19 protein-coding genes are annotated in these 21,426 nt (G+C 70.7%); 13 read left to right on the forward strand and 6 right to left on the reverse strand.

Translation table 11 applies throughout. The annotated features are described in order from the left end of the window. Nucleotides 1-51 precede the first annotated feature (51 nt). Nucleotides 52-2,034 (forward strand): UvrD-helicase domain-containing protein, encoded by a 1,983-nt coding sequence (locus ASG87_RS01470; protein WP_055999688.1) that lies wholly within the window; start codon nt 52-54, stop codon nt 2,032-2,034. Between the two features lie 127 nt (nt 2,035-2,161). On the opposite strand, the gene ASG87_RS01475 is transcribed toward ASG87_RS01470, so the two are convergent. Next, complete coding sequence (locus ASG87_RS01475) at nt 2,162-3,190, reverse strand: AI-2E family transporter (protein WP_055999691.1); 1,029 nt, start codon at nt 3,188-3,190, stop codon at nt 2,162-2,164. A gap of 127 nt (nt 3,191-3,317) precedes the next feature. Between ASG87_RS01475 and ASG87_RS01480 the strand changes: the two genes are divergently transcribed. From ASG87_RS01480 to ASG87_RS01500, 5 genes are all read left to right on the forward strand, one after another. After that, nucleotides 3,318-4,217, forward strand: coding sequence for an HAD family acid phosphatase (locus tag ASG87_RS01480; RefSeq protein ID WP_055999694.1), 900 nt, complete (start codon nt 3,318-3,320; stop codon nt 4,215-4,217). 294 nt (nt 4,218-4,511) lie between these two features. Beyond that, nucleotides 4,512-5,456, forward strand: coding sequence for a hypothetical protein (locus ASG87_RS01485; protein ID WP_055999697.1), 945 nt, complete (start codon nt 4,512-4,514; stop codon nt 5,454-5,456). A 25-nt stretch (nt 5,457-5,481) separates the two neighbouring features. After that, the gene (gene plsB, locus ASG87_RS01490; RefSeq protein ID WP_055999699.1) at nt 5,482-8,160 is read left to right on the forward strand and encodes a glycerol-3-phosphate 1-O-acyltransferase PlsB; all 2,679 of its coding nucleotides are present in this window, start codon (nt 5,482-5,484) and stop codon (nt 8,158-8,160) included. Nucleotides 8,161-8,170: 10 nt separating this feature from the next. Beyond that, complete coding sequence (gene ubiE / locus ASG87_RS01495; protein WP_056000260.1) at nt 8,171-8,938, forward strand: bifunctional demethylmenaquinone methyltransferase/2-methoxy-6-polyprenyl-1,4-benzoquinol methylase UbiE; 768 nt, start codon at nt 8,171-8,173, stop codon at nt 8,936-8,938. Nucleotides 8,939-8,948: 10 nt separating this feature from the next. Beyond that, the gene (locus ASG87_RS01500) at nt 8,949-9,587 is read left to right on the forward strand and encodes a TMEM175 family protein (RefSeq protein WP_055999702.1); all 639 of its coding nucleotides are present in this window, start codon (nt 8,949-8,951) and stop codon (nt 9,585-9,587) included. Between the two features lie 27 nt (nt 9,588-9,614). On the opposite strand, the gene ASG87_RS01505 is transcribed toward ASG87_RS01500, so the two are convergent. From ASG87_RS01505 to ASG87_RS01515, 4 genes are all read right to left on the reverse strand, one after another. Beyond that, nucleotides 9,615-10,331 (reverse strand): glutathione S-transferase family protein, encoded by a 717-nt coding sequence (locus ASG87_RS01505; RefSeq protein WP_055999705.1) that lies wholly within the window; start codon nt 10,329-10,331, stop codon nt 9,615-9,617. A gap of 272 nt (nt 10,332-10,603) precedes the next feature. Next, nucleotides 10,604-10,747, reverse strand: coding sequence for a cupin domain-containing protein (locus ASG87_RS21160; RefSeq protein WP_268761794.1), 144 nt, complete (start codon nt 10,745-10,747; stop codon nt 10,604-10,606). A 12-nt stretch (nt 10,748-10,759) separates the two neighbouring features. Next, nucleotides 10,760-10,918, reverse strand: a complete 159-nt coding sequence (locus ASG87_RS20735; protein WP_235499536.1) for a hypothetical protein — start codon at nt 10,916-10,918, stop codon at nt 10,760-10,762. Next, nucleotides 10,911-11,837 carry a DMT family transporter gene (locus ASG87_RS01515; protein ID WP_055999708.1) on the reverse strand — a complete coding sequence of 309 codons (927 nt, stop codon included), beginning with the start codon at nt 11,835-11,837 and terminating at the stop codon, nt 10,911-10,913. Before ASG87_RS01515 ends, ASG87_RS20735 begins: the two co-directional genes overlap by 8 nt. A 118-nt stretch (nt 11,838-11,955) precedes the next feature. On the opposite strand from ASG87_RS01515, the gene ASG87_RS01520 reads away from it, so the two are divergent. Together ASG87_RS01520 and acpA are read left to right on the forward strand one after the other, a co-directional pair. Next, nucleotides 11,956-12,456 (forward strand): Lrp/AsnC family transcriptional regulator, encoded by a 501-nt coding sequence (locus ASG87_RS01520; RefSeq protein WP_055999711.1) that lies wholly within the window; start codon nt 11,956-11,958, stop codon nt 12,454-12,456. Between the two features lie 110 nt (nt 12,457-12,566). Then, entirely contained in the window at nt 12,567-14,270 is a 1,704-nt protein-coding gene (acpA, locus tag ASG87_RS01525; protein WP_055999714.1) for an acid phosphatase, read from the forward strand. Nucleotides 14,271-14,519: 249 nt separating this feature from the next. Here acpA and ASG87_RS01530 read toward each other — a convergent pair whose 3' ends face one another. Then, nucleotides 14,520-15,713 (reverse strand): FAD-dependent oxidoreductase, encoded by a 1,194-nt coding sequence (locus ASG87_RS01530; protein WP_055999717.1) that lies wholly within the window; start codon nt 15,711-15,713, stop codon nt 14,520-14,522. Between the two features lie 134 nt (nt 15,714-15,847). Here ASG87_RS01530 and pip point away from each other — a divergent pair, with 134 nt between their 5' ends. From pip to ASG87_RS01555, 5 genes are all read left to right on the forward strand, one after another. Continuing rightward, nucleotides 15,848-16,801 carry a prolyl aminopeptidase gene (gene pip / locus ASG87_RS01535; protein WP_055999720.1) on the forward strand — a complete coding sequence of 318 codons (954 nt, stop codon included), beginning with the start codon at nt 15,848-15,850 and terminating at the stop codon, nt 16,799-16,801. Then, a complete protein-coding gene (locus ASG87_RS01540; RefSeq protein WP_055999723.1) occupies nt 16,794-17,663 on the forward strand; it encodes an aminoglycoside phosphotransferase family protein in 870 nt (289 codons plus the stop codon). Before pip ends, ASG87_RS01540 begins: the two co-directional genes overlap by 8 nt. Before the next feature lie 302 nt (nt 17,664-17,965). Beyond that, entirely contained in the window at nt 17,966-18,277 is a 312-nt protein-coding gene (locus tag ASG87_RS01545) for an EF-hand domain-containing protein (RefSeq protein ID WP_055999726.1), read from the forward strand. 139 nt (nt 18,278-18,416) lie between these two features. Beyond that, the gene (locus ASG87_RS01550; protein WP_055999733.1) at nt 18,417-20,273 is read left to right on the forward strand and encodes a M1 family metallopeptidase; all 1,857 of its coding nucleotides are present in this window, start codon (nt 18,417-18,419) and stop codon (nt 20,271-20,273) included. Nucleotides 20,274-20,382: 109 nt separating this feature from the next. Next, entirely contained in the window at nt 20,383-21,327 is a 945-nt protein-coding gene (locus ASG87_RS01555; protein WP_055999736.1) for an alpha/beta fold hydrolase, read from the forward strand. Nucleotides 21,328-21,426 lie beyond the last annotated feature (99 nt).

Consider the following 21,426-nt stretch of genomic DNA (forward strand, 5'->3'; position numbering starts at 1 on the left):
CCAGCACCGCTCTGCTACCATCGGCCGCCGCCTCACGCACCGCCCCGATCCATGCTCAATCCGCAACAACTGGCCGCCGTCGAACACTGCGACAGCCCGCTGCTGGTGCTGGCCGGCGCCGGTTCCGGCAAGACCTCGGTGATCACCCAGAAGATCGCGTACCTGATCGCGCGCAAGCGCCTGGCCGCATCGAGGATCGCCGCGATCACCTTCACCAACAAGGCGGCGAAGGAGATGCGCGAGCGCGTGGGCAAGCTGGTCAGCAGCGAGGACGCCGCGGCGCTCACCGTGTGCACCTTCCATGCGCTGGGGCTGAAGTTCCTGCAGATCGAGCACGCGCGCGCCGGCCTGCGCCGCGGCTTCTCGGTGCTGGACGCGGACGACAGCGAGGGCATCGTCAAGGAGCTGGCGCCGAAAGGGGTCAAGCCCGACGTGCTGTTCGGCATCCGCAACCTGCTCAGCCGCGCCAAGAACGGCGGGCTGTCGCCGGAGGAGGCGCTGGCCGCCGCGCGCAGTCCGCGCGAGCTGGAGGCGGCGACCATCTACGACCTGTACCAGCAGCGCCTGGCCGCGTTCAACGCCGTGGACTTCGACGACCTGATCCGGCTGCCGCTGCGCATCCTGGAAAGCGACGCGGAGTGCCGCGACGCCTGGCGCGAGCGCCTGCGCTACCTGCTGGTGGACGAATACCAGGACACCAACGACGCGCAGTACCGCCTGCTCAAGGCGCTCACCGGCGAGCGCGGCGGGATCACCTGCGTGGGCGACGACGACCAGTCGATCTACGCCTGGCGCGGCGCCAACCCGGAGAACATCGACCAGCTCGGCCGCGACTGGCCGAACCTGCGCGTGATCAAGCTGGAGCAGAACTACCGCTGCGGCAAGCGCATCCTGCGCGCGGCCAACGCGCTGATCGCCAACAACCCGCACCTGCACGAAAAGAAGCTGTGGAGCGAGCACCCGGAAGGCGCGCCGATCCGCGTGCTGGAATGCAAGGAAGCCGAGCACGAGGCCGAGCGCGTGGCCGCGATCGCCGCCACCCTGGCCGAAAAGCACAAGGCGCGCTGGGACGACATCGCGATCCTGTACCGCGGCAACTTCCAGGCGCGCCCGCTGGAGAAGGCGCTGCGGCTGGCGCGCATCCCGTACCACCTCACCGGCGCGCTGTCCTTCCTCGACCGCGCCGAGGTGAAGGACCTGCTCTGCTACCTGCGCCTGCTGACCAACCCCAGCGACGACGCCGCCTTCCTGCGCGTGGTCAACGTGCCCCGGCGCGAGATCGGCGCCACCACGCTGGAGAAGCTGGGCCAGATCGCGCAGTCGCGCCACTCGTCCCTGCTCGACGCCACCCGCAGCGACAGCGTGCTCCGCCAGCTCACCCCGCGCCCGGCGGCGGCGCTGGCCGCGTTTTCGGACCTGCTCGACGAACTGCGCAGCGCCTCGCTGCACGAAAGCGCGGCCGACCTGGTCGAGCTGATCCTCAAGCGCACCGGCTATGCCGCGCAGATCGCCGCCAGCACCACCGACAACACCGTGCGCGAGCGCAAGCTGGGTAACCTGCGTGAACTGGCCGACTGGTTCCGCGCCATGCAGAAGGGCGGCAACAGCGCCGGCGACCTCGCCTCGCAGCTCGCCCTGCTCAGCCACGCCGACCGCGACGAACCGGGCAACGCCGTGCGCATGATGACCCTGCACGCGGCCAAGGGACTGGAGTTCCGCTTCGTCTTCATCGTCGGCTGCGAGGACGGCACGCTGCCGCACGAGGGCGCGCTGGACGAGGGCCGGGTCGACGAGGAACGCCGCCTGATGTACGTGGGCATCACCCGCGCCAAGGAACTGCTGACCCTGTCGTGGTCGGCCCGCACCAAGCGCTACGGCGAGGTCCACAACAACCAGCCCAGCCGCTTCCTGCACGAGCTGCCGCAGGCCGACCTGCACTGGCAGGGCAAGGACCCGGAGGCGGACAAGGAAGTGGTGCGCGAGACCGCCGAGTCGCACATGGCGAAAATCGCCGCGATGCTCGCCGGGGGCTGAGCCCCGCGCCGGGCATCGGGTGCGCGCGGCATGGCCGGGCCGGGTCGCCCTTGCCGTGCCGGGCGCACCGCATCGAACTCGCCGCATTGGCGAGGCGGCCCCGGCGCAGGCGGGCCGGGCAAGCGGGCTAGATCAGCCGCCCGCTCTCCAGCTCGCTCTTGAGGTAGGCGTAGTAGATCGGCGCGGCGACCAGCCCGGGCAGGCCGAACGCCGCCTCCATCAGCAGCATCGCGATCAGCAGCTCCCACGCGCGGGCGCGGATCTGCGTGCCGACGATGCGCGCGTTGAGGAAGTACTCCAGCTTGTGGATCAGGATCAGGAAGGCCAGCGCGGTGATGCCCACGCCCAGCGACACCGACAGGCCGGCGACGGTGACGGCGGTGTTGGAAAGCAGGTTGCCGATCACCGGCAGCAGGCCGACCACGAAGGTGACCACCACCAGCGTCTTGGCCAGCGGCACGTGGATGCCGAACAGCGGCAGCGCGCCGAGCAGCAGGATCGCGGTGAGGACGGTGTTGATCAGCGAGATCTTGATCTGCGCGAACACGATGTTGTGGAACGCCTCGGCCAGCCGCTGGCAGCGCTGCGACAGCGCCCCGGCGAGCGGGCCGACCTGGTGCGCCGGACGGGTGCGGCTGAGCGCCACGATCGCCCCCAGCACCAGGCCGATGATGATGTGCACGAAGGCGCGCGCGGTCTCCTTGCCGGCGAGCTGCAGGCTGCCGGCGTGCTTGCGGGTCAGCTCCAGCGCCATCACGCGCAGCTCGTCGACGCTGTCGGGCAGCGAGCCGACGATCGCCGCCGGCAGTTGCTGGCGCGCCTTCTCCACCAGCGGCATCAACTGGTTCTGCCACAGCTCCTCCGGGTTGCCGATCTCGCTGCGGAAGAAGCTGATCGCGCCCAGGATCAGGAGAATCAGCAGCCCCACCACCACGATGCCGAGCAGGGCCACCACCAGCATCCGCGCGCGGTCGCCGGAAATGCGCCGTCCCAGCAGCGGGCTGACCGTCTGCACCAGTTCGTACACCAGCAGGCCGGCCAGCAATGCCGGCAGCAGGCGCAGCCACAGCACCGCCAGCAGTGCGAGGCCGGCCAGGACGTAGCTCGCGGTGCGGATCGCACGGGTCGGTTCGCGCAGGGGCTGGATCGGTTGCATCGGTCGGCAGGGATGGACGGGGCGGCCAGTCTGTCAGCAGCGCGCGGCCGCCGCCAGCCCGGCGGGCGGACACGCGGCTGTCGTAAACTCCCGCGATCCTGCACGCTGCCTTCCTGGAAAACCCTTCATGTCCCTACGCCTGCCGGCGCTCGCCGCCACCCTCGTCCTGCTGGCCGGATGCGCCGCGCCATCGCCCAGGCCCGCCGCCGCCCCGGCACCGGCGGCCGACGCCGCGCCGACCGCCCCGGCGGCGACGCCCGCCGACGACAACCTCAACGCCGTCGCCTGGACGCAGACCGCGATCGAGCACGACCTGATCTACCTTCAGACCTACCGCGACGCGCAGGCCCGCCTGCCCGCCGCGCTGAAGGACCGGCAGTGGGATGCGCTGCCGAAGGACGACCGCATGGTTCCGGCCAGGGGCCTGAGGCCGGCCGTGGTGCTCGACATCGACGAGACCGTGCTGGACAACTCGCCGTACCAGGCGCGGCTGGTCAGGAGCGGCGGCGAATACAACGAGGCCGACTGGGCCGCCTGGTGCAAAGAGCAGAAGGCGCGTGCGCTGCCGGGCGTGGTCGAGTTCACCCAGTACGCGGCGAAGCACGGCGTTGCGGTGATCTACATCTCCAACCGCGCCAAGGACCTCGACCAGGCCACCCTCGCCAACCTGCGCCAGGTCGGCCTGCCGGTATCCGGGCCGGAAGCCTTCCTGGGCCTGGGCACCTTCGTCGAGGGCTGCGAGCAGATGGGCACCGAGAAGGGCTGCCGCCGCCAGTTGATCAGCCGCAAGTACCGGGTGCTGATGCAGTTCGGCGACCAGATCGGCGATTTCGTCACCGTGCCGGCCAATACCCGTGCCGGCCGCGAGAAGGCCGTGGCGCCCTATCTGCCGTGGATCGGCACGCGCTGGTTCACCCTGCCCAACCCCACCTACGGCGCCTGGGCGCCCGCGCTGTTCAACAACGACTGGACCGCCCCGCGCGGCGAACGCCGCCGGCAGACCATCGAGGCACTGCGCTTCGATTGATAAAAATCAATCACTTAACTACCAATTCATCACGTATTGCCTTAGCTTTAACGAGCAAGTAAGATTTCTCCCGCCGAAACCTGCTGACCTCCAATTCGCGGGCAAGGCCATTTCCCTTCCGGCTTCTGCCGGATTACCCCGCGAGGCCAAACGCCCGCGGGGTTTTTCTTTTGGGCGACGCATGGCAGGCCTTGTTTCGCCGCCGCACGCCCCCTTACCCTGCCGCGACTTCCGGCGCCGGTTCGCGCGCCGCCACCCCGCGGCGCGCCGGCGCCGTCCATCGCGAGACCTCCCATGCGTTCCAAGCCGCTCCGCCGTACCCTGCTGCCGCTGCTCGCCGTGCTGGCGCTGGCCGCCTGCCACGACAAGAACGACACCGCCGCCGCGGGCGGCGACACGCCGGAGGCGGCGGTGCGGCAGTCGGTGGCGCTGATCAAGGCGGGCGATTTCGCCGGCTTCTGGAAGCACGCGCTGCCGCCGGCGGACTACGCCACCCTGCGCAGCGACTGGGGCCGCGCCCGCCCGGACCAGAAGCCGGTCACCGCCGAGGACCGCGCCAGGTTCGACCAGACCGTGCAGAAGCTCACCGCGCCGGATGCGGAGAACAGGCTCTATGCCGAGCTGCAGCCGAAGCTGGCCGAGGCCGAGCAGAAGTACAAGGACCAGTTGCCGATGATGATCGGCGTCGGCCAGCAGTTCGCCAAGTCCGCCATCGCGCAGAACCAGAACCTGACCGCGCAGCAGAAGGACCAGGCCGGCGCCGTGCTCGACGTGCTCGGCCCGTGGGCGCAGCAGGTGGCCTGGTTCGACCCGGCCAAGGCCAGGCAGGCGGTCGGCGTGGCGGTGGCGACCGCGCGCAAGCTCGACCTGAAGAGCCCGGACGCGATGCGCACGATGGATTTCGACACCGCCATGGCCAAGTACGCGATCGGCTTCGACGGCGCCAGGCAACTGCTGGCCACCTACGGCCTGTCGGTGGACGACACGCTCGACTCGGTCAAGGTCACCCCGATCGAGACCACCGACGACCACGCCCGCGTGCGCATCGACTACACCCTGCTCGGCAAGCCGCTCTCGACCGAATCGGCGCTGGTGCGGGAGGACGGCCGCTGGTACGGCGAAGACCTGCTGGAGAAGACCCGCGAGGCGCACCGGCAGTTGCAGGCGCCGGCCGCCGCCGGCTCCGCGCCGGTCCAGGCCCGGGCGCCGGCCGCGACGGCGGGCGGTGCGCAAGGCTGAACGGCGCTGCCGGTAGAATAGGCGGATGCACAATATGAACGCGGACTCTCCCGCCCGCAACCGCGCGCCCTGGTGGTTCCACCTGGCCAGCCAGTTGCTCGAACCCTGGGTGCGCATCCGGCGCGATCCGGCCGAACCCGCCACCCTGCTGCAGGGCGGCGTGCCGGTCTGCTACGTGATCGAGCGCGACGGCTTCTCCGACGCGCTGATCCTCGACCGCGCCTGCCGCGAGGCCGGCCTGCCCTCGCCGATGCAGCCGCTGTCCGGCACCCGCCGGCGCCGCTCGGTGTTCGCGCTGGCGCGGCGCGACGGCTGGCTGTTCGGGCGCAGCCGCCAGCGCGCGCCGAACGAGCCGCTGGGCCAGTTGGTCCGTTCGCTGGAGGGCGACGCCGAGCGCGACATCCAGATCGTGCCGGTGTCGATCTACGTCGGCCGCGCGCCGAGCCGCGAGAGCGGCTGGTTCCGCGTGCTGTTCTCCGAGAACTGGGTGATGGTGGGCCGTTTCCGCCGCCTGCTGGCGCTGCTGCTCAACGGCCGCGACACGGTGGTGCACTTCTCCGCGCCGGTGTCGCTGCGCAGCGTGATGAGCGAGGCCGGCGAGATCCGCCCCGAGCGCCTGGTGCGCAAGATCGCGCGGGTGCTGCGCACGCATTTCCGGCGCATCCGCGCGGCGGTGATCGGCCCCGACCTGTCGCACAAGCGCACCGTGGTCGACGCGGTGCTCAACGCCGAGCCGGTGCGCAACGCGATCGCCGCCAGCGCCGCCAAGGAAAACATCACCTACGCCAAGGCCTGGCGCAAGGCGCACAAGCTGGTGCTGGAGATCGCCGCGGACTATTCGCACCCGGTGGTGCGCTCGGCCTCGTTCCTGCTGTCCAACTTCTGGAACAAGCTGTACGACGGCATCGCCATGCACCACTTCGACAAGGCCCGCGCCGCCGCGCCGGGCTACGAGGTGGTCTACGTGCCCAGCCACCGCAGCCACACCGACTACCTGCTGATGTCCTACCAGTTGCACGTGTCCGGCGTGGTGGTGCCGCACATCGCCGCCGGCGTGAACCTCAACCTGCCCGGGCTGGGCCCGATCCTGCGCCGCGGCGGCGCGTTCTTCCTGCGCCGCAGCTTCAAGGGCAACGCGCTGTACTCGGTGGTGTTCAACGAGTACATGGCGCAGTTGATCGACCGCGGCGTGCCGATGGAATACTTCATCGAGGGCGGCCGCTCGCGCACCGGGCGCCTGCTGGCGCCGCGCGCCGGCCTGCTGGCGATGACCGTGCGCGCCTTCCTGCGCGCGCCGCGCCGGCCGGTGCTGTTCCAGCCGGTCTACATCGGCTACGAGAAGCTGATGGAGGGCAAGAGCTACATCGGCGAGCTGTCCGGCAAGCCGAAAGAGAAGGAATCCCTGCTCGGCCTGCTGCGCGGCATCGGCGGCGTGCTGCGCCAGCGCTACGGCCACGTGGCGCTCAACTTCGGCGAGCCGATCGAGCTGACCCCGCTGCTGGACGCGGCCAGCGGCGACTGGCGCGCCGCCACCAGCGATCCGGACGCCAAGCCCGAATGGCTCAACCGCGTGGTCGACGACCTCGCCGACCGCATCCAGGTCAACATCAACCGCGCCGCCGACGTGAACCCCATCAACCTGCTGGCGCTGGCCCTGCTGGCCACGCCCAAGCACGCGATGGCCGAAAGCGACCTGCTCGCCCAGCTGGAGCTGATGAAGTCGCTGCTGACCGAGCTGCCCTATTCCGACCGCGTCACCATCACGCCGATGGACCCGGCCGCGATCATCGCCTACGGCGAGCAGATGGGCTGGATCCGCCGCGCGCGCCACCCGCTCGGCGACGTGCTGGCGGCCGACGACGAGCAGGCCGTGCTGCTGAGCTACTTCCGCAACAACGTGCTGCACCTCACCGCCACCGCGGCCTGGGTGGCGTGCTGCTTCCTCAACAACCGGCGCATGTCGCGCTCGTCGATCCTGCGGCTGGGCCGGATCATCTACCCGTTCATCCAGGGCGAGCTGTTCCTGCCGTGGGACGCCGAGGGCTTCGCCGCGCAGTTGCAGGCGACGATCGACTTCTTCGTGCGCCGCGGCCTGCTCGAATCCACCGGCGAGGGCCGCCTGCTCGAACGCGGCCCCGGCCAGGACGACGGCGCCTACCAGCTCAAGACCATCGCGCGCAGCCTGATCCAGGCGTTCGAGCGCTACTACATCACCATCGCCGCGCTGGCCAAGAACGGCCCGCACACGATCACCGCGGCCGAGCTGGAGAACGCCTGCACGCTCACCGCGCAGCGGCTGAGCCTTCTCAACGAGCTGTCCGCGCCGGAGTTCTTCGACAAGGCGCTGTTCCGCGGCTTCATCCAGAAGCTGCGCGAGCGCCGCATCGTGTGGACCGACGAGGCCGGCAAGCTCGACTATGCCGGCGCGCTGGAAGACATGGTGCGCGACGCGCGGGTGATCCTGTCGCGCGACGTGCGCCATTCGATCCTCAAGATCACCGGCGGCGACGACAAGGACGCGCCGAAGAACGAGCCGCCGCGCGCGCCGGCGGAGCCGGCCCCGGCCGAAGCCGCCGCGCCCGCTCCCACGCCCGCGCCCGTTCCCGCCGACGCCGGCAGCGACGACCTGCACCGGCGCCACGTCGAGGCCGAGCGGCAGGCGCATGCCCATGCGCCCGACGACGCCGGCAAGCCGAGCCTGTAGCATGGACCCCATGAACGAGCAGCCCAAGTCCAACCCGGAACCGACCACCCATTTCGGCTTCCGCGACGTGCCGGTCGGCGACAAGCAGAAGCTGGTCGGCCAGGTGTTCACCTCGGTCGCGCGCAACTACGACCTGATGAACGACCTGATGTCGTTCGGCGTGCATCGCCTGTGGAAGCGCCACTTCGTGGCGGTCAGCGGCGTGCGCCGCGGCGACCGCGTGCTGGACCTGGCCGGCGGCACCGGCGACATCGCCGCCCTGCTCAAGCCGGTGGTCGGCGACGCGGGCGAGGTGGTGGTGGGCGACATCAACGCCGCCATGCTCGGCGTGGGCCGCGACCGCCTCACCGACCGCGGCCTGGTCGGCGGCCTGCGCTGGGCCCAGCTCAACGCCGAATGCCTGCCGTTCCCCGACGACAGCTTCGACGCCGTGACCATGGCCTTCGGCCTGCGCAACGTCACCGACAAGGACAAGGCGCTGGCCGACATCTGCCGCGTGCTCAGGCCCGGCGGCCGCGCCCTGGTGCTGGAGTTCTCGCGGGTGCAGAGCGAGCTGTTCGGCAAGCTATACGACTTCCACTCGTTCAAGGTGCTGCCGAAGCTCGGCCGGCTGTTCGCCGGCGACGCCGACAGCTACCAGTACCTGGCCGAATCGATCCGCAAGCACCCGGACCAGCAGACCCTCAAGGGCATGATGGAGCGTGCCGGCTTCGGCCGCGTCGAGGTGCGCAACCTCACCAACGGGATCGTGGCGATCCACCGCGCGTACAAGCTCTGAAGGACCGCGCATGAGCCATGGAGCGCAGCAGCTCGAACGCCTGAAGGCCTTCTCCGACGCCGTGTTCGCCATCGCGATCACGCTGCTGGTGATCGAAGTGCACGTGCCGCGGCTGGACACGCCGGACGATGCCGCCTACCTCGCCGCGCTGGTGCACCTGATGCCGAGCTTCATGGGCTTCGTGCTGAGCTTCCTCGCCATCGGCGCGCTGTGGATCGCGCACCACCGGCTGTTCGGCGTGCTGGATGGCTACGAGCCCCGGCTGATGTGGCCGAACATGCTGCTGCTGATGGTGATCGCCTTCATGCCGTTCGCCACCGCGCTGATGAGTTCCAACCCGCTCGCGCGCGTGCCGGAGGTGTTCTATTCGGCCACCCTGCTCGCCGCCGGGCTGTTGCAGTTGTTCCTGTTCCAGCTCGCGCTGCGGCCCGGGCGGGTACGCGCCGGGGTGCCGCCGCAGGAGGTCAACGCGCTGCGCTGGCGCGCGCTGGCCCTGCCCACGGCGGCTGCCGCCGCGCTGCTGGCGGCACCGCACATCCCGGGCAACAACAACTTCTTCCTGCTGGCGATCCCGTTGCTCGCCCGTGCCTATGCCGCGATCGGCCGGCGCCGCGCCCTGCGGCGCATGGAGCCGGCGCTGGCCGACTGAGCGAGCGCCGGGTCCACGCCGCGCCGATCAGCCCGCTCCGGCCGACGCGCCCTCGGCTCCACGCAGATCCTGCAGCCACGTGCCTGCACGGCGCGCTTCGTCCTCGTGACCGGGATCGCGCCACGATTCCGCCAATGCCGCGTCGTACCACTCGCGCATCGCGGGCAGGTCCAGCAGGCGCTGCGCATAAGCCATCGATCCCGCGCCAAGCCGCAACCCGTAGGTCTGGATGCGGAAGGCCACCGGCGCGTAGAACGCATCGACCGCGCCGAACCCGTCGCCGGCGAGGAACCGTCCGCCGAAGCGCTCCAGCCCCTCGCTCCACAGCTCGTCAACGCGCGCGATGTCCGCGTCCAGCCCCGCCGGCAGCGGGTCCGGCAGGCGCACGCGCACGCCGCAGTTCATCGTGCAGTGCGTGCGCAGGGCGCCGAAGCCCGAGTGCATCTCGGCCGCGGCGCAACGCGCCCAGGCGCGCGCCGCCGGGTCGGACGGCCATACGCCCGGGTGGCGTTCGGCCAGGTATTCGGCGATCGCCAGCGAATCCCACACCACCGTATCGCCGTCGTGCAGGCACGGCACCTTGCCGTTCGGCGCGAACGCGCGGAACGCCTCACGGTTCGCCGCGGCGGCCGGGGAGAACGCCACCAACCGCTCGGCGAACGGGATCCCCAGCCCGCCGAGCAGCAGCCAGGGCCGCAGCGACCAGGACGAGTAGTTCTTGTTGGCGATGTAGAGCGTGTACATGGGTGGGCTCCAGGGTGAGTGTCAAAGCCTGTCCGCGATCTCCGGAAATGTCATCCCAGCGGACCGAAAAGGGGCAAGGGCCGGGATCCAGCGTCATTGAGCCTTGGGGCATGAAGGAAGCCCTGATTTCGCTCGTCATCCCAGCGGAAGCTGGGATCCAGCGCCTGTAGGCCATTGAGCGCCCCCTGCTTGACCGGCCCTGCGTCCGTTGAAAGCCGCAGGAATGACAGGCAGGCAATGGGAACCACGGGTGGGATCGTGAACTTGAGGCGTCAGGTATCGATGATCAGCAGCGTGCCCTCGATGCCGGACTCGACGGCATGCGGCACGTCCGCCGGCACGACCTGCAGCTCGCCGGCTTCCAGCGTGACCGCCTCCCGCCCGATCCGCAAACGCAGCCGCCCCTCGACGACCAGCCGGCCCTCGAGCTAGTCGTGGACTTCCTGCGCATGGGACGCCGCATCCATCCGCAGCAGCTTCAGCCGGGCCGTGCCGATCCGCGCCAGCACGCTGGACGTCCAGGCATCCGGCAGCCGTCGCGCAAGGTCGGCCAGGTGGTGGCGCTCCGTCCGTCCGGGCTCAGCCATGCTCGCATGCCTGCCGCTCCAGCGTCGGCTTGGCCGGCATCGGCACGGCGCGGCGGCGCGCGTTCGCCAGCACCACGCCGCCCACGGTGATCGCGCCCCCCACCAGGGTCAGCCAGCCGGGGCGCTCGTCCAGCCACACCCAGCCGATCAGCACCGCGATCGGCGGCGAGAAGTAGATGAAGCTGGATACCTGCGAGGCGGAGGCGCGGCGCAGCGCGGCGTTCCACGCCAGGTAGCCGGCGAAGGTGGGGGCGATGCCCAGCCACAGCAGCGCGGCGATGTGCGACCACGGCGCCGCGGCCAGCGCGCGCGGCAGCTCCCAGCCGAACGGCAGCGAGCCCAGCGTGCCGGCGAAGAAGGTGAAGGCGGTGACGCCCAGCATGCTGCTGCGCGCGAACAGCGGCTTCTGCCCGACGAAGTACAGCGCCGAGGCGAGCACGCTGAACAGCACCAGCGCCGCCATCGGCTCGAACTTCACCTGCTTGCCGCTGGCCAGCACCACCAGCACTACGCCTACCAGCGCCACGCCGAGCCCGACCAGGGTGCGCGCCGGCAGCCGCTCGCGCAGCCATACCGCCGACACCGCCGCGGTGGCCGCCGGCACCAGCGAGATCAGGATCGAGGCGGTGCCGCTGGCGATCCGCGTCTCGGCGATGTTGAGGCACAGGTGGTACACGGTCAGCCCGATCACCCCGAGCAGGGCCAGTTGCGGCCAGTCGCGCCGCGCCGGCAGCGGCACCCGCTTGACCAGCACCAGCGCGGCGAAGCACAGCGAGCCGATCGCCAGCCGCGCGAACGCCACCTCGCCCGGCGTGAACGAGGCCAGCGCATAGGCGATCGCGGCATAGGCCGACGACCAGGTCAGCAGGGCAATGCCGATGTAGCAGAGCGCGCGGCCGTCGAGGCGTTCGGTAGTCATGGGAGGGCGGGTTTCGTGGGGGGAGACGCGCATGCTAATCGCCGGCCATGCACGCCGGAATGATGAATCGTCTTAGAGTAGACATGTTTCGCCATCGAACGAATCGAGAATCCAGGGCATGACCTTCGAATCGAAATACGAGTGGGACAGCAAGGACTGGCAATTGCTGGAGGCGCTGCAACGGGACGCGCGCCTGGGCTACGCCGAGCTGGGGCGAAAGGTGCGCCTGTCAGCGCCGGCCGTGGCCGAGCGCGTGAAGCGGCTGGAGGAAGCCGGCGTGATCGCCGGCTACCGCGCCGTGGTCGAGCCCAAGCGGCTGGGCTACGCGATCGAGGCGATGGTGCGGCTGCGCTGCGACGGCGGCATCTGCGCGCGCATCGGCAGCATCGTGGAGGACATCCCCGAGGTGCTCGACTGCCGCCGCCTGGCCGGCGAGGATTCGGCGATCCTGCGCGTGGTGGCGATGTCGATCGGCCATCTCGAATCGGTGCTCGACCGCCTGCTGAAGATCCACGCCAGCATCAGCACCACCACCCTGATCGCGCTGCAGGCGCCGCACACCAACCGGCCGATCACCCGCGGCATGTGGAGCGCGGCGCGCGCCATGTCGCCGGACTGAAACGCCGCGGCATGACACCGGTCCGGCAAGGACGATACCCTTGCCCGCTCTCCCCGCCGCTCCCCGTGGCGATCCACACCCCGCCGCGCCACCGGCGCGCCTTCCGAGCCATGACCGACAAACATTCCCGCCCGCCCGCCACGCCGCCCTCCGATACACCCGACGATCCCTCGCGCCGCCGCCTGCTCGGCGGCCTCGCGGCCGCGGGCGCCGGACTGGCGGCGGGCGTCCACACCGTCGCCGCCGCCGAGCGTCGCACCGATGGCGGCACGCCGCGCAGCGAGGCGCAGACCGACGCCCTGCTGCGCGAGCACATCCGGCAGGTCGTGGTGATCTTTGCCGAGAACCGCAGCTTCAACAATCTGTTCGCGGACTTCCCCGGCGTCGAGAAGCCGCTCCGCGCGCTCGCCCCGGAGGACTACCGCCAGCGCGACCGCGACGGCTCGCTGCTGAAGACCCTGCCGCCGATCTGGCACGGCCTGGCGCCGCACGAGCAGGTGGTCGAGCACCGCCGCTACCAGATCCTGCAGGAACACATCACCGGCCTGCCGAACGCGCCGTGGGCGCTGCGCACGCCGGACGGCGAGCCGCTGCCGCACGGCGTGATCACCCGCGACCTGGTGCACCGCTTCTACGAGAACCAGCGGCAGATCAACGGCGGCAAGAACGACGGCTTCGTCGCCTGGGGCGACACCGGCGCGATGGTGATGGGCCACTACGGCGACGCCTCGGCCAACCTGCGGCTGTGGCAGCTCGCGCGCCAGTACACCCTTTGCGACAACTTCTTCATGGGCGCCTTCGGCGGCTCGTTCCTCAACCACCAGTACCTGGTCGCCGCGCAGCCGCCCTACTACCCCGACGCGGACAAGAGCCCGGCACGCTTCAACATCGCGCAGACCGAGAGCGGCGAGCCGACCGACACCCGCCTGAAGCTGGCCGAGGATTCGCCGGCCAGCGCGATGGACGGCAAGCCGAAGTTCGCCTCGCGCAGCACGCTCACGCCCGACTTCTGGGCGGTCAACACGATCAGCCCGGCGTACGCGCCGGCCGCCACGCAATCGCCCGACGACCCGCGGCTGGCCGACCCGCACAGCCCCAACACGCTGCCGCCGCAGGTGCACAAGACGATCGGCGACGCGCTGTCGGACAAGGGCATCGACTGGGCCTGGTACGCCGGCGGCTGGCAGCTCGCGCTCGACGGCAAGGGCGACGGCGACCAGAAGGATTTTCCGCAGCGGCCGAACTTCCAGTTCCACCACCAGCCGCTCAACTACTTCAAGAGCTTCGCGCCCGGCACGGCGGCGCGCGCGCGGCACCTGCGCGACGCAGGCACCGGCGAGACCGCGCGGACCAACCGCTTCATCGCCGCGATCGAGGCCGGCACGCTGCCGACGGTGACGTTCTACAAGCCGCAGGGCGACCTCAACATGCATGCCGGCTACTCCGACGTGGACGCCGGCGACCGCCACATCCTGCGCATCGTGGACGCGCTGCAGAAGAGCGCGGCATGGAAGCACACCCTGGTGATCATCACCGTGGACGAGAATGGCGGCTGGTGGGACCACGTGGCGCCGCCCAAGGCGGATCGCTGGGGCCCGGGCTCGCGCATTCCCGCGCTGGTCGTCTCGCCGTTCGCCAGGAAAGGCCACGTCGACCACACGGTCTACGACACCGGCTCGATCGCCCGCTTCCTCACCCGCCGCTTCGGCCTGGAGAAGCTGCCCGGCCTGGCGTTGCGCGAGAAGGCGATGCGCGAGGCCTCCGGCTTCGAGCCGGGGGATCTCACTGCGGCGCTGGATTTCGGCGAGGGCTGAGCGCGTGTCCGCGATCTAGCCATCCGTCCCACCGCCGCCTCGTCATCCCAGCGGAAGTTCGTTCTGCCAAAGTTCGTCATTCCTGCGGCTTTCAACGGCCGCAGGGCCGGTCAAGCAGGAGACGCTTTTCAACAGCCGAAGGGCTGGTCATCCAGTGACTTGATGCTCCAAGGCAAAGGCGCTGGATCCCAGCTTCCGCTGGGATGACGTTTCGTTGAAATACCCGGAGGTCCTGAGCCGGCTTTCCGCTCAGCCTCGCCTGACCTGCGCCATCAGGCCGGCCAACTGCCGCACCGCCGCCTCGGACGCCGCACGGTCCGGCGTGGTGTCGGGGTTGTTGAAGTTGCCGGTGTCGCCGGTCACCTGCACCAGCAGGCCGTCGCTGCGCGGCACCACGCCGAGGTGGTGCATGTTCAGGCCGTAGGTCACTTCCGGCTGCGGGATCAGCCGCGCGGTCTGGCCGCGGATCGGTATGACCGAATCGTCGCCGAACAGTGCGCGCGCGCCATAGCCGGTCGCGTTGATGAGCGTGCGCTCGGGCAGCGACAGCAGGTCGCCCGGCCGGTGGAACTCGCGCACCTCGATGCTGCCGCCCGCGGCGAGGAAGTCGGCCATCAGCATGCGCGCATAGGCGGTGATGTTGAACATCAGCGTGGTGTAGTGGCGCACGTACGGCTGCGGGAACGGATGGCTGCCGGGCGGCAGCATGACCGAGTGCGGCGTGAGGTCGCGCACGCGGTCGTACAGCTCGCCGTACTCGGGCTCGTCGGTCGGTTCGGGCAGGGACTGGCCGGGCGGCGTGTCGGACAGCGCGTAGCCGTCGATCCATTCGACCGGCCGCCCGGGCAGGCCGAGCAGGCTCTGGTACATGGCGAACGAGGTGCGCGTCATCGCCTCCCATCGCGTCGCCAGCGCATCCGCATGGCTCGCCTCGCAGATGCGCGAATCGGGCGTCCACAGGCCGGAGGCGCGCATCGAGTACACGTCCGGCGGCAGTTGCCTGGCGTAGATGCGCACCGGCAGGCCCGCACGCTGCGCCAGCAGGGCCGAGGTGAGCCCGAGCGCGCCGCAGCCGATCACGCCGAGCCGGCGCGCGCCGGTGGCCCGCGCCAGTTCCAGCGCCAGCGCGCTGGAGCCCCACGACAGCGACCAGCCGCTGCCGCCGTGGCCGTAGTTGTGCACCAGGGTCTTGTCGCCCAACCGCTCGGTCTCGATGCGCGGCCCGGCGGCGCGGAACGGACGGGTACAGACGTAGACGCCGGTGATGCGGTCGACCTGGGCGCGTATCGGCGCCAGTTCCGGCATCCCGCTGCCCATCCGCAGCGGCGGCGATGCCATGATGGCACCCGGCCGTTCCAGCGGGCGGACGCAGCCGGCCAGCATGCCCGTCGAGGCCGCCGCCAGCGTGGTGCCGGCACCGCGCAGAAAATCACGTCGCTGCATACATCCCCCTCCGCACGGTGACGCCGGGCATGGCTCCCAGACCTTATCAGCCCTCCGCCGCCGCGCGACAGCCCGCGGGCGAAGGCATCCGCACATCGCCTACCATGGCCGTCCGTCCCCGCAGGAACCTCTCCATGCGCGAGCTGTACCCCGAGATCGAGCCCTACCGCACCGAACGCCTCGCCGTCGATGCGCTGCACACCCTGTACCTGGAGGAATGCGGCAATCCGCAGGGCCTGCCCGTGGTGTTCCTGCACGGCGGCCCGGGCGCCGGCATCGCGCCGTACCACCGGCGCTTCTTCGACCCGGCGCGCTACCGCATCGTGCTGTTCGACCAGCGCGGCTCCGGGCAATCCACCCCGCACGCGGAACTCGCCGACAACACCACCCAGCACCTGGTCGCCGACATCGAGGCGATCCGCGAGCACCTGGGCATCGAGCGCTGGGTGGTGTTCGGCGGCTCGTGGGGCTCGACGCTGGCGCTGGCCTACGCGCAGGCGCATCCGCAGCGCGCGCTGGGGCTGGTGCTGCGCGGCATCTTCCTCGGCCGGCCGGAGGAGCTGCGCTGGTTCAACGAGGTCGACGGCGGCGCCTCGCAGATCTTCCCCGAACGCTGGGAACGCTTCCGCGACTTCATCCCGCCGGCGGAGCGCGACTCGATGCTGGAAGCCTACTGGCGCCGGCTGACCGGCGCGGACGAGGCCACCCGCCTCGCCGCCGCGCGCGCCTGGAGCGCGTGGGAAGGCGGCAGCACCACCCTCGTCCACGATCCCGACGGCGCCGGCGACTTCGACGATCCGCACAAGGCGGTCAGCCTCGCGGTGATGGAGGCGCACTACTTCCGCCACCGCATCTTCCTGGAACCGGATCAACTGCTGCGCGGCATCGACCGCATCCGCCACCTGCCGGCGACCATCGTGCACGGCCGCTACGACATCATCTGCCCGATGAAGAGCGCCTGGGACCTCGCCAAGGCCTGGCCGCAGGCGGACCTGCGCGTGGTGCTGGCCGGGCACAGCGCGGCGGACCCGGCGATCGTCGACGAGCTGGTGCAGGCCACCGACCGGCTCGCCGACCGCCATGGCTGAAGCGCCGGGCCGCAGCACCGGCGCCGCTCCCCGCTTTCCGGCCCACTGGCGGGCGAGCGAACCGGAGCTGGTCGCCGAAACGTTCTCCAGCCGCATCTGGAAGGTGCGGCTGGACGACGGCCGCGACGCGATCGTGAAGGACCTCAAGCCGTTCGACGACGTCGCCGACGAACTGCGCGGCGTGCACTACCTGGCGTGGCGCGACGGCGTCGGCGCGGTGCGGCTGCTCGGCGTCGACGGCCACCGCATGCTGCTCGAGCATGCGGGCGGGCGGATGCTCTCGCACGACCTCGACGCGCACGGCGACGACTTCGCCACGGACGTGGCGGCCGAACTGCTGGCGCGGCTTTCCACGCCCTCCGCGACGCCGATTCCCGCCGGCCTGCAACCCCTGCGCGAACGCTACGCCAGCCTGTTCGCCCAGGCGAAGGCCGGGCATGGCGCCGGCGCGGAAAACCCGTACGCCCATGCGGCCGCCATCGCCGAAAGGCTGCTGGCCGACCCGCGCGACGTGCGGCCGCTGCACGGCGACCTGCACCACGAAAACATCATGCACGGCCCGCGCGGCTGGCTGGCGATCGACCCCAAGGGCGTGCTGGGCGACCCCGGCTACGACGCCGCCAACCTGTTCTACAACCCGCTGGAGCGCGACGACCTGTGCCTCGACCCGGCGCGCATCGCCCGCATGGCCGGGACGCTCGCGCGCGCGCTCGGCCAGGACCCGCGACGCCTGCTCGACCACGCCATCGCCTACGGCTGCCTGTCCGCCGCCTGGCACGCCGGTGACGGCAACGCGCGGGACGAGTCGCGCGAACTGTCGGTCGCCGCCGCCGTCCGCGACGTCCGCGACCACGGCTTCTGACCACGGCCTTGCCGCCATTCGCGTCTTGCGGCGCAAGCCCCGCCCCGCCTCCGCTTCCCGCCATTCCCAACGCAACGGCCGCAGGGCCGGTCAAGCGGAAGGCGCTTTTCGACAGCCGAGGGGCCGGTCATCCGGCACCCTGTGCAACGCCACGATTTCAGGAAACCGCACCCTCGCCGGACCGTCCTCGCGCGGGTCGAGGCGCAGCCGGGCTTCCTCGCCGCCATGCACCCGCATGCGGCCCGCGAACTGCCCCGGGGATCGGTGCCATACTGCCGCCTCGTTCCCCCGGGAGAGCACGCATGAAGCGCATTCAGTGGATGACCGCCGCCCTCGCCGCAACCCTGGCCGCCTTCTCGGCCTCGGCCCAGAACGGCCTCGGCGGCCTGGCCGACCAGGCCGCCAGGGCCTCGAAGAACTTCGACATCGCCGACAAGAACCACGACGGGCTGCTCAGCCGCGAAGAAGCGGAAGCCGGCCCGGTGCCGTTCATCCGCGCGCATTTCGACGCGATCGACACCGCGCACCGCGGCCAGGTCTCGAAGGCCGACGTGGCCGCCTACATCCGCCGGATGCAGAACGCCGGCCCGGCGCGGGCGACCACCGTACGCTGAGCGCCGCGCGCCCGCGCCGTGGCGCGCGGCCCCGCGGGCCGCGCCACGGCCGCGGAACCCCGGCGGGATGACCTTCGCCGCAGGCAGACGCCGGCGCGGCGATGGCATACTCGGCGTTCCCGTCACTGGAGTCCGCCGCATGCGTCTGCTTCCTGTCCTCGCCCTCGGCGCGTTCGCGCTGCCGCTGGCCGCCTTCGCCGCCGACCCGCATTCCTATGCGCAGCCCGACCAGGTGCGGGTGACCCACCTCGACCTCGACCTGAAGATCGACTTCCCGCACCGCCGGCTCGACGGCCTCGCCACGCTGAAGCTGGACTGGAAGAATCCCGAGGCGAAGTCGCTGGTGCTGGACACGCGCGACCTGAAGATCGCCAGGGTCGAGGCGGTCGACGCCGCCGGCAAGGCGACCGCGCTGAAGTACGCGCTGGCGCCGCGCGACAAGGAACTGGGCAGCAAGCTCACCATCGCCACGCCGCAGCATCCGGCGCAGGTGCGCATCGCCTACGCCACCTCGCCCGACGCCTCCGGCCTGCAATGGCTGACGCCGGAGCAGACCGCGGACAAGAAGCAGCCCTTCATGTTCTCGCAGTCCGAATCGATCCACGCGCGCTCGTGGGTGCCGCTGCAGGATTCGCCGGCGGTGCGCTTCACCTACCGCGCCCACGTCACCGCGCCGAAGGACACCCGCGTGGTGATGAGCGCGATCAACGACGCGAAGCATCCGCTCGACGGCTCGTTCGATTTCGACCAGCCGCACCCGATCCCGTCCTACCTGCTGGCGATCGGCGCCGGCGACATCGCGGTGAAGGAGACCGGCCCGCGCTCGGCGGTCTACGCCGAGCCCAGCGTGGTCGGCAAGGCCGCGCACGAGTTCGAGGACACCGAGAAGCTGATCGCCACCACCGAGTCGCTGTACGGCCCCTACGCCTGGGGCCGCTACGACATCCTGGTGCTGCCGCCGTCGTTCCCGTTCGGCGGCATGGAAAACCCGAACATGACCTTCGCCACGCCGACCGTGCTGGTGGGCGACAAGAGCCTGGTCTCGCTGGTCTCGCACGAGCTGGCGCACTCGTGGTCGGGCAACCTGGTGACCAGCGCCGCGTGGCGCGACATCTGGCTCAACGAGGGCTTCACCACCTACGTGCAGGGCCGCATCACCGAGGCCGTCTACGGCAAGGCGCTGGCCGACGAGGAGGCGCTGCTGTCCGCCCGCGCGCTGCAGAAGGGCATCGGCGAGATGCCGGCCAACGCGCAGAAGCTGGCGCCGGAGCCGCGCGGCATCGGCGCGGACGATGCGCTGTCCGCCGTCGCCTACGACAAGGGCTCGTGGTTCCTGCGCACGCTGGAGCAGCGCTTCGGGCGCGCCAACTTCGACGCCTACCTGAAGGGCTACTTCCACCACTTCGCGTTCCAGAGCATCGACACCGAGCAGATGCTCGACTACCTCAAGCCGAACCTGATCGACAAATACCCGGGCAAGATGAGCTGGGACGAGGTGAAGGCCTGGGTCTACGGCGCCGGCATCCCGAAGGACGCGCCGCTGCCCGACTCGCCGCGCTTCGATGCGATCGACAGGCAGCGCGCGGACTTCCTCGCCGGCAAGCTCGACGCCGCCAAGCTCGACGCGAAGGGCTGGAACACGCAGGAGTGGATGTACTTCCTCGACCGCCTGCCCGACGCGCCGAAGCTCGCCGACATCAAGGCGCTCGACGCCGCCTGGCACCTCACCGGCACGCCCAACGCCGAGATCGGCATGCGCTGGTACGTGCATGCCATCGCCGCCGGCGACAAGGACGTGTGGCCGGCAGCGCGCGAGCACATGACGCGGATCGGCCGCATCTACCTCACCACGCCGGTGTACCGCGCCTTCGCCGCCACGCCGGACGGCCTGGCCTACGCCGAGGCCGCCTACGCCAAGGCGAAGGGCGGCTACCACCCGATGACCCAGGGCGCGATCGAGGGCATCTTCGCCAAGGCGAAGAAGGGCAAGCACTGACCCCTGCGCCCGCCGTGCCGCACCCCGGCACGGCGGGCGCAACGCCGCGAACCACCGACGGAAGCACGCGATGACGCCCAGCCCCTCTCCCCGCCCGCTCTGGCAGCGCATGCTGCTGCGCCGGCTGAAGTTCCTCGCCGTCGTGGCGGCGGCGCTCGCCGTGCTGCTCGGCGGCAGCTACCTGTTCGCGCCGCAGTGGCTGCTGCGCGCCGACATCGCGCGGCAGGCGATGGCCGCGCACGTCGAGAAGCATTCGGTGCAGGCCGGCGACACCACGTGGTCGTACTACGAGGGCGGCCAGGGCCCGACCCTGCTGATGCTGCACGGCTTCGCCGCCAGCAAGGAAGTGTGGCTGGAACAGGCCAAGCTGCTCAGTCCGCATTTCCACGTCATCATCCCTGACCTGCCCGGCTGGGGCGAGTCCACCCGCATCGACGGCGCCAGCTACGGCATCGAGGCGCAGGCGGCGCGCCTGCAGGCGTTCGTCGACGCGCTGCGGCTGCCGCGCGTGGTGCTGATCGGCCACTCGATGGGCGGCGCCATCGCCGGCGTGTACGCGGCCGAGCATCCCGAGCACGTCGCCGAACTGGCCCTGATCGATTCGTTCGGCCTGAAGTCGAACGAGAACGACTTCACCCGCGCGGCGCTGGCCGGCAAGAACCCGTTCCTGTACGACGACCGCGCCGGCTTCGAGCGCGCCACCTCGCTGGCGTTCAAGCAGGCGCCGTCGATCCCCGGCCGCTTCGTCGACGTGCTGGTCAAGCGCAACCGGAAGGACCACGCCTTCATCCAGCGCACCTTCGACGAACTGCGCCAGCCCGCGCAGTACCTGGCGCTGCAGGACCGTCTCGACCGCCTGACCATGCCGGTGCTGGGCCTGTGGTGCCACGACGACAGGATCATCGACGTCTCCGCGCTGGACAGCCTGCGCAACGGCCTCACCCATGCGCCGGACATCAGCTCCAGCGTGCTCGCCGGCTGCAACCACATGCCGATCGTCGAGAAGCCGGAAGAGACCGCGCGCATCCTCACCGGCTTCGCGCTGTCGCACTGAGCGGCCGGCTCCGGGCCGCAGCGCGGAAACCGGCGCCTCTCCGGAACGCAGGCCCACCCGCATCCGCGACGCCCGCACGGCGACCGTGAAGCCCACGGC

The sequence above is a fragment of the Frateuria sp. Soil773 genome, from assembly GCF_001428405.1.
GTDB lineage: Bacteria > Pseudomonadota > Gammaproteobacteria > Xanthomonadales > Rhodanobacteraceae > LMSL01.

What these genes read in the sequence shown, in the direction of transcription:
- ASG87_RS01470 (WP_055999688.1), top strand. Translation starts at nt 52, where the DNA reads ATGCTCAATCCGCAACAACTGGCCGCCGTCGAACACTGCGACAGCCCG.
- ASG87_RS01475 (WP_055999691.1), bottom strand. Translation starts at nt 3,190, where the DNA reads ATGCAACCGATCCAGCCCCTGCGCGAACCGACCCGTGCGATCCGCACC.
- ASG87_RS01480 (WP_055999694.1), top strand. Translation starts at nt 3,318, where the DNA reads ATGTCCCTACGCCTGCCGGCGCTCGCCGCCACCCTCGTCCTGCTGGCC.
- ASG87_RS01485 (WP_055999697.1), top strand. Translation starts at nt 4,512, where the DNA reads ATGCGTTCCAAGCCGCTCCGCCGTACCCTGCTGCCGCTGCTCGCCGTG.
- plsB (WP_055999699.1), top strand. Translation starts at nt 5,482, where the DNA reads ATGCACAATATGAACGCGGACTCTCCCGCCCGCAACCGCGCGCCCTGG.
- ubiE (WP_056000260.1), top strand. Translation starts at nt 8,171, where the DNA reads ATGAACGAGCAGCCCAAGTCCAACCCGGAACCGACCACCCATTTCGGC.
- ASG87_RS01500 (WP_055999702.1), top strand. Translation starts at nt 8,949, where the DNA reads ATGAGCCATGGAGCGCAGCAGCTCGAACGCCTGAAGGCCTTCTCCGAC.
- ASG87_RS01505 (WP_055999705.1), bottom strand. Translation starts at nt 10,331, where the DNA reads ATGTACACGCTCTACATCGCCAACAAGAACTACTCGTCCTGGTCGCTG.
- ASG87_RS20735 (WP_235499536.1), bottom strand. Translation starts at nt 10,918, where the DNA reads ATGGCTGAGCCCGGACGGACGGAGCGCCACCACCTGGCCGACCTTGCG.
- ASG87_RS01515 (WP_055999708.1), bottom strand. Translation starts at nt 11,837, where the DNA reads ATGACTACCGAACGCCTCGACGGCCGCGCGCTCTGCTACATCGGCATT.
- ASG87_RS01520 (WP_055999711.1), top strand. Translation starts at nt 11,956, where the DNA reads ATGACCTTCGAATCGAAATACGAGTGGGACAGCAAGGACTGGCAATTG.
- acpA (WP_055999714.1), top strand. Translation starts at nt 12,567, where the DNA reads ATGACCGACAAACATTCCCGCCCGCCCGCCACGCCGCCCTCCGATACA.
- ASG87_RS01530 (WP_055999717.1), bottom strand. Translation starts at nt 15,713, where the DNA reads ATGCAGCGACGTGATTTTCTGCGCGGTGCCGGCACCACGCTGGCGGCG.
- pip (WP_055999720.1), top strand. Translation starts at nt 15,848, where the DNA reads ATGCGCGAGCTGTACCCCGAGATCGAGCCCTACCGCACCGAACGCCTC.
- ASG87_RS01540 (WP_055999723.1), top strand. Translation starts at nt 16,794, where the DNA reads ATGGCTGAAGCGCCGGGCCGCAGCACCGGCGCCGCTCCCCGCTTTCCG.
- ASG87_RS01545 (WP_055999726.1), top strand. Translation starts at nt 17,966, where the DNA reads ATGAAGCGCATTCAGTGGATGACCGCCGCCCTCGCCGCAACCCTGGCC.
- ASG87_RS01550 (WP_055999733.1), top strand. Translation starts at nt 18,417, where the DNA reads ATGCGTCTGCTTCCTGTCCTCGCCCTCGGCGCGTTCGCGCTGCCGCTG.
- ASG87_RS01555 (WP_055999736.1), top strand. Translation starts at nt 20,383, where the DNA reads ATGCTGCTGCGCCGGCTGAAGTTCCTCGCCGTCGTGGCGGCGGCGCTC.